General features: G+C 31.3%; 6 protein-coding genes. All 6 read left to right on the top strand.

The window, feature by feature from the left end; all coding sequences use genetic code 11:
- Positions 1-944 (top strand): DUF5050 domain-containing protein (locus tag DW005_RS05105; protein WP_117478429.1); only part of this gene is annotated, 944 nt, incomplete at its 5' end.
- A gap of 554 nt (positions 945-1,498) precedes the next feature.
- Positions 1,499-2,593 (top strand): DUF5050 domain-containing protein, encoded by a 1,095-nt coding sequence (locus DW005_RS05100; RefSeq protein WP_117478428.1) that lies wholly within the window; start codon positions 1,499-1,501, stop codon positions 2,591-2,593.
- A gap of 27 nt (positions 2,594-2,620) precedes the next feature.
- On the top strand, positions 2,621-3,628 hold the full coding sequence (locus DW005_RS05095; RefSeq protein WP_117478427.1) for a hypothetical protein: 1,008 nt from the start codon (positions 2,621-2,623) through the stop codon (positions 3,626-3,628).
- A 15-nt stretch (positions 3,629-3,643) separates the two neighbouring features.
- Complete coding sequence (locus tag DW005_RS05090; RefSeq protein WP_117478426.1) at positions 3,644-4,519, top strand: hypothetical protein; 876 nt, start codon at positions 3,644-3,646, stop codon at positions 4,517-4,519.
- Between the two features lie 31 nt (positions 4,520-4,550).
- The gene (locus DW005_RS13780; RefSeq protein WP_181974950.1) at positions 4,551-4,712 is read left to right on the top strand and encodes a hypothetical protein; all 162 of its coding nucleotides are present in this window, start codon (positions 4,551-4,553) and stop codon (positions 4,710-4,712) included.
- A 173-nt stretch (positions 4,713-4,885) separates the two neighbouring features.
- Positions 4,886-6,109: a hypothetical protein gene (locus DW005_RS05085; RefSeq protein WP_117478425.1), complete on the top strand. Its 1,224-nt coding sequence runs from the start codon at positions 4,886-4,888 to the stop codon at positions 6,107-6,109.
- The last annotated feature ends 405 nt before the right edge of the window (positions 6,110-6,514 follow it).

Genomic DNA, 6,514 nt, shown 5'->3' with positions numbered 1-6,514 from the left:
GTTCATTTTGGGTAGAAGCTGATAAAGATACAAAGTCGGGATATCCATATATGAATAATGATCGTTCCGGAAGAACCATTTGCAAAGATGGTAATTATCTTTATGCTGCTGAAAATAATGGAAGCGGTTCAACTCTTTATCGATACAAAGGAAAAGATAAGGAGATTATATATAAAAGTAAATTTGGTCAAATATATTTTTTGAATGCAAAAAATGGTTGTATTGTGTTTGAGTTAATTGAGAAGAAGGGAAGAAATCGGGAAATAGATAATTACACAATTATTAGATTAAATTGCAATGGTGCTAGTGTTGATGTAAAGCAGATAGATGGGATCGTAAATGATCTATGGTTGTATGATAATAGGATATATTATTCCCTTTTTACTAAAATGGGAGGAAAAAATATTGAATCAATGGATTTAAATGGTGAAGATGTTAAGGTTCTTGTGAAAAAGGAAAATGGAGTATATTTTTATGTTTCAAACGAGAAAATATACGCGGTTTATGAAAACGAGGATAACGAATGTGAATTATATCAGATGGATTTGGATGGTTCTAATCAACAGTTAATTTTAAAATTTGCAGCATATGCGGATAGCGTATGTTTACATAAAGATGCTGTTTATTTTCGGAAACCAGGAGATGAGGTTGGGGAGGAAGAGTATTTATATCAGTTTTGTTATGGAGAAAAGAAAGAAAAGTTATTAATTGATGATGCAGTTGCAAAGTGTTTTTTTAGTGGGGAAAGTATTTATTTTCAATCAAATTATGGGGATGGGGTGAAAAAAATCAATTTGTCAAATGGAAATAAAAGTATAATATCAAATAAGGGAATTGCAAAGTGGGGCTGCTTTGATATTGTTTTAGGAAGAAAAATTTTTTTGGGGTGTGAAAATGGGAAATTAATTTATGTAGATAGCAATACTGGAAAAGACTTGAGTTGAGAGCAGATAAGATGGTGTAAAGTGTATTGAAACTGTCTCAGGTGTTTGAAATATGAAGAGTATCAATACTATCCGAACCTATAATACAGCAATCGTGTTTTGATTTGGATAAGTAAATACCAACAAAAAAACATTCTATGTATAAAGTTTACGCTGTGTTTCTGCAAACTTTATGTTGAATGTAGCATAACATCATGCGTTATCTAACTAATAAACAAATAGACATAGAGTTGTGGTTAAAGCCTTTAAAGGAAACAGTCAGCTTATAGGGAGGTTGTCGTAGGTGAATTTACTAATTTATAGTGTTTATAATTGAGTATATAGAAAATAGAAAGGAAGATGTGTAGTGAATTTTATCTTGGTGGAAATAGAAGCTTAGTTGCTATAGAGGAATGGGGATACACAAGGCCAATAAAGCGGAGTTTATTTTGTATACCTAATTCAGTACTTGATACAACGAAATGCTCATAGCTGAGGCTTATTCACTGAGATATAAAAGGTTGAAATAACTTGAATTATCAATAAAAATCACTTGATTATATGAGGAGGACGTCATGAGAAGTTTGAGGATATGTATATGTGCGATGCTATGTATTGTTTTAGTAAGCTGCAGTAATGAGACAAATTTAGAAAATGTCAAAAAGGGAAAAACAACAGGAGCGATTTCTTCAATAGCAACAGATAGTAAAAAAATTACAATAAATGTGATGCAAGATAAAATGGCAGGGTATCCGCAAGGGACAATGGGGGAATATCAAAGATATATTTGTTCTGATGAAAATAAGTTATATGTAGTTAACAATTTAGAAAGAAATTGTTCGATAGTTCAATTGAGTAAGGATGGAACGGATTTAGCAACTATATATGTAAATGGTAACGGTAACATTTATGCTATTAATACACAAAATAATTGGATTGTTTTTCAATTAGTGGAGTTCAAGGATGGATATGAAAATTATTATATATGCAGAATAAAAAATGACGGAACTAAATTTAAGAAAATAAGAGAAGAAAGAATTAATGATTTGTGGATGTATGAATCTAACATATTTTATTCTCAGTATACAAAATGGGGAGGGAGTAATCTATATTCAATGGATATAGATGGTAAGAAGAGAAAATTGATTTTTGAAATGGAAACTGGTCTTGAATTTGAAGTTGTCAATAATACAATTTATATATTTTGTTATGATAGAATACATGAATCTCTATATGATTGTGAGTTGTATAAAATGGATTTGTTTGGTGCGAAAAGGATAAAGGTAGCAGATATTAAGGAGGCATATTCAGATACAATTTCTTTGTGGGGAAACTACGTGTATTATATAAACGACGAGCAACAATTATGTAAGATGAAGTTGGATAGTATAAAAGTGGAAATTCTAGCATCAGATGTTGATAAATATTGTGTATATAAGGGATATATTTATTACATCACATATGACGAAGAGCCAACAAAATTGTATAAGGTAAACTTGAGTGGTAAGGGGAAAAAATTACTAAATAAAAGTAATATTGTCAAGATGAATTATTTTGATGTTATTCTTGATGATTGGATTTATTTTATAAGCGATAATATGTTAATAAGGATTAATTGCGTTGGTGAAAAAAGTGAAAAAATAAAACTAAATAAAACTGAGAGTAGGTGAATCAAGTAAGAAAGGAGGGATGACGGTTTGAAGAAAAACTGTATCATAATTTGTATGATTTGCCTAGTACTTGTTTCCTGTGGGCAAAAGAAATCAGTAAAAGAACATGGAAATGTTTCTGTAAATAATATGATTGATTTAAAGAATAAAATAAAAAGTGATATTTGCGATGAATCGGGACAAGATGATTATAAATGGGGTGGAGGAATTGTTGAGAACAGCAAATTTATATTTTATACTTCAAAGAATCAATTGATTCAAATAAATAAAGAATCACATGAAAAGATAATTATGAAGCAATGGAAGAATGACAATAGAATTTCTTTATATTGTACAGAAAGTGAACTTTATTACATAAAGAACATGTCGCAAGTGTATTCGCTTGAAATTGAAAATGGAAATCAACGGTTGCTATGTGACTCGGAAATGTTGAAAAAGGCCGGATATAGAATGCCAGAAATTTGGGGGATGCAGGTATATTCTGGGCATATTTATTTGGAATTGTGCGGATTAGAGGTGATAGAATGTGGATTAAATGGAAGCATAGGAGTTAGAATCGCATATGATGTTCGTTCTGGTGCTTTTTACAATCATGCCTTTTTCTATCGACAACGTTCGTCAAATGATATATATCGATTTGATTTGACTTCAAAGAAAGAAAATGTGATTCGTAAAAGGAAATACAGAGAGCGGGTACAATATGATGAAATATTTTCGCAAAATAATAAACTTTATTACCAGTTGGAAGGTGCAATTTATTTATATAATGAATCCGGCAAAGATGTAAAAGTGGTTGATGATTCAGGAATGTATGTGCATGGAAAAGATGGCATAAATTACATCAAAACAGAAGGAAAGACTGAGCGGTTATATAAATTGGACACAAACATAAAACAAGTTTTTTCGCAAAAGATACACGAGGTAAAAACAGCTAAAGATTATATTGAAGAAGCCAGAATTATTAATCATATGCTTTTTTACAAAAAAGATTTATCTGGTCATGGAAATAAATACGAGATTTTGTTATTAAAATAGAGAGGAGAAACATCTATGAAAAAAACGGTAATATACTCTTTTTTAATTTTGTGCTGTGGCATTTTATTAGCCTGTAGTAATCAGAAAGTGCTTGACGAAAAGGTCCAATCTACTACGCCAAACAATCAGAAAGTGCTTGACGAAAAAGACCAATCTACTACGCCAAATAAGGAGGAAGCAGTGAAGGCATATATATATGCAAAAAATATTGAACTATGGGAGTCTGTTTTTGTATCTGCAAAGCGCTATAATGAGGTTGCAGGGAAGAAAATATGTAATGATGAAGAAGTAGAATTATGTAGAAAGGTAGGAAAGAAAATATGCACATATTATTTTAAGGAAAGCGAGGTGATTGAAGGAGAACTGTTGAAAGATGAAGTAGTCCAGTACTACAGTTCTTTAAAATATAATATTGAGAAAAAGACGTGGGAAACAAAGTTTGGAAGAGAGGAAACAAATGATATAGAAAAATTAGTTTCACAAGGGAAAGTAGAATCTATTGGAAAGATTAAAGTTGACTATCCTAATTCTTATTTTCCAAAGGCAGAAATATCGGAGTATAAGAAAAAGATTTTGGCAGAAATCAAGGAATATATGGAAAAGTATTCAAGCACAATTCGAAAGAAGGGAAAATATCAAATATTTATTAAAGATTTTTCCGAAGCAGATGTAGGGACAGATATTATGGTAAAAAATGATGAGGGAAAAATATGTGTATTTCCAATTATTTTTATTGAGCAGGAAGGAATAGATTTTTCAGTTGCTGCGCAGGTAAATGATGTACCTGAGTTTATGAAAGATTACAATTTGGGCGGCATAAATTACAGTGAGCTATTTTCAAAATTAAGTGTGGAGCAATATAATTATCAGAAATCATCGGATAGAAAATAGCGTGGAAGATGGGCATGGAATGAGGGAACGTTTGAGTCAGAGTGAAGGAGATGATGGAAAAATCAAAAAAAATCTAGCTGAATTCCGAGGTCAAAGAGGGCCAACGATTGATTGGACTAATGCGGAAAATAGAGAAGAATTTAGAAAAGAATTAGAAATGTCAATTTGCAAATTTAGTGTTAAAACACAGTGAGGAAGAGATTAGGAGATAAATGATTGAATAAAGTGTATTGCAACATTTTGGAAGGTTAAATCGTTGTATTAAAGAAAGGTTATAATGAAATATTCAATAAAACCCAAGGTGTTGGGAGAAAGGAGGATAATTCATTACCCTCAAAAGAGGATAGTTGGATTATACAAGGAAAAATGAGAAAAAACGGATTTATATATTTTGTTATTTTAGTAAGCATATTAAGCCAGTGCATGCCAAGTATGATTTTTGCAAAAGCAAAAAAGACGATTCCTGCGGTGGACTTTTTTGATAATGGCGAAGAAAAGCATGTTTGGTGCACAAGATATGATTTAATAGCAAAAAACGTAAAAAAAGTTTATATAGGATCAGAACCGGATTTTTGGGAACTTTATATTCAGCAGAAGAATAAAATCAGTGAGGTTCAGTTAACGGAGAAAAAACATGGTAAATATGGAATATATACAATATCCAAGAAATATAAAAATGTTTTTCCACAGGCTATGGGTAACTTAGCAATAGATAAAAAGAATAATGTCCTTTTTTCAGGAATTACTACATGTGGTTTTTTTGTCAACCATGTTTCAAAAAAACAGTGTAACAAGGCATATCATTTTAAACACCCATATAATGACATAATAATTGAAACAAATGTAAAAAAAGCATGGGGAAATAATGATATGTTTGCATATGTGAAGAACAATAAGCTGTTTATTACAGGGAGAATTATGGGCGAACTTGTGGGAAAAGGGGACGAAAAATGTTATAAGTATAATACGGTGCAGACGTTTTTTGATGGAAAAGGGAATCAGATTAAACAGGTAATATGTGGTGAGAATTATGTAACAGGCTGTAATATTTTTGTATTAATGAAAGATGGAAGTGTTTGGGGGATTGGAAGAAATAACAGAAAACTCATTTCTGCTTCCAAAAAGAAAAAGTATTCTCAGTTTGTTAAAATAATGGATGGTGGAGTGAAGCAGATTGCGGCTTGTACGGACCATGTTTTGGTTGTTAAAGAAGACAATACATTATGGGGGTGGGGAAGAACATTCAAATCATTAAAGAAAAAGTATTCTGCAACACCTCGAAAACTAGCAAATAACATTAAGGAAGTAGCAGTTTCAGAAACGAGAATAGATGACTTTTTATCAATTATAGTATATTTAACCAAAAACAATAAGGCATATGGGCTTGGTTATAATTATAATATGGAAGGGGGCTATGCATTTACAAATCGATACAAGAAGGGGTGGAACAGCAAGCCAGTATTTCTTATGAAAAATGTAAAACACGTTTACGCAGCAGAAGGTTCAACAATTATGTTGAAAAAGAATAACAGTCTGTATTGGAGTGGTCAACAAGCTGGATATTTTGGATGTATGGGTATTAAATATTAGGAAAACGCAAATTGACAAAATCTGTGTTTGTTAATATACATAGACACAGATTTTTGGATTGCCGAAGCGTTATATTAACAGATATGGGTTAATAAGGAGTGGATGAAGCTAGGATAGGCGTCAAGTAAGTTTTACTGCAACATTTATTTGTTAGTAGTAAGTATATTTATACGAGGGAAGAGGTAAATCAAAAAGAGGAAAATAATTTAGTAGAAAGGAAAGTATGATAATTTGTGTTTAGTTATCATGCAAGGAGAAGAATGAAAAATAAAATTTGGACATGTCTTATAATTTTGACTATCGCAGCAGTAAATGTATCTTGTAATAGTGAAACGGAATGTAAACACATTGATTCACAGGTGACTTCAAAGGAGGCTCAGAGTAAAGATTTTCAAAGTGAAAATT

The sequence above is a fragment of the Clostridium sp. AF36-4 genome, from assembly GCF_003435975.1.
Lineage (GTDB): Bacteria > Bacillota > Clostridia > Lachnospirales > Lachnospiraceae > Eubacterium_F.
Note: the sequence above shows the minus strand (reverse complement) of the source record. Positions and strands in the feature narration are given on the sequence as shown.

Coding starts and splice junctions, on each gene's coding strand:
- DW005_RS05090 (WP_117478426.1), top strand. CDS start 3,644: ATGAAAAAAACGGTAATATACTCTTTTTTAATTTTGTGCTGTGGCATT.
- DW005_RS05085 (WP_117478425.1), top strand. CDS start 4,886: ATGAGAAAAAACGGATTTATATATTTTGTTATTTTAGTAAGCATATTA.
- DW005_RS05100 (WP_117478428.1), top strand. CDS start 1,499: ATGAGAAGTTTGAGGATATGTATATGTGCGATGCTATGTATTGTTTTA.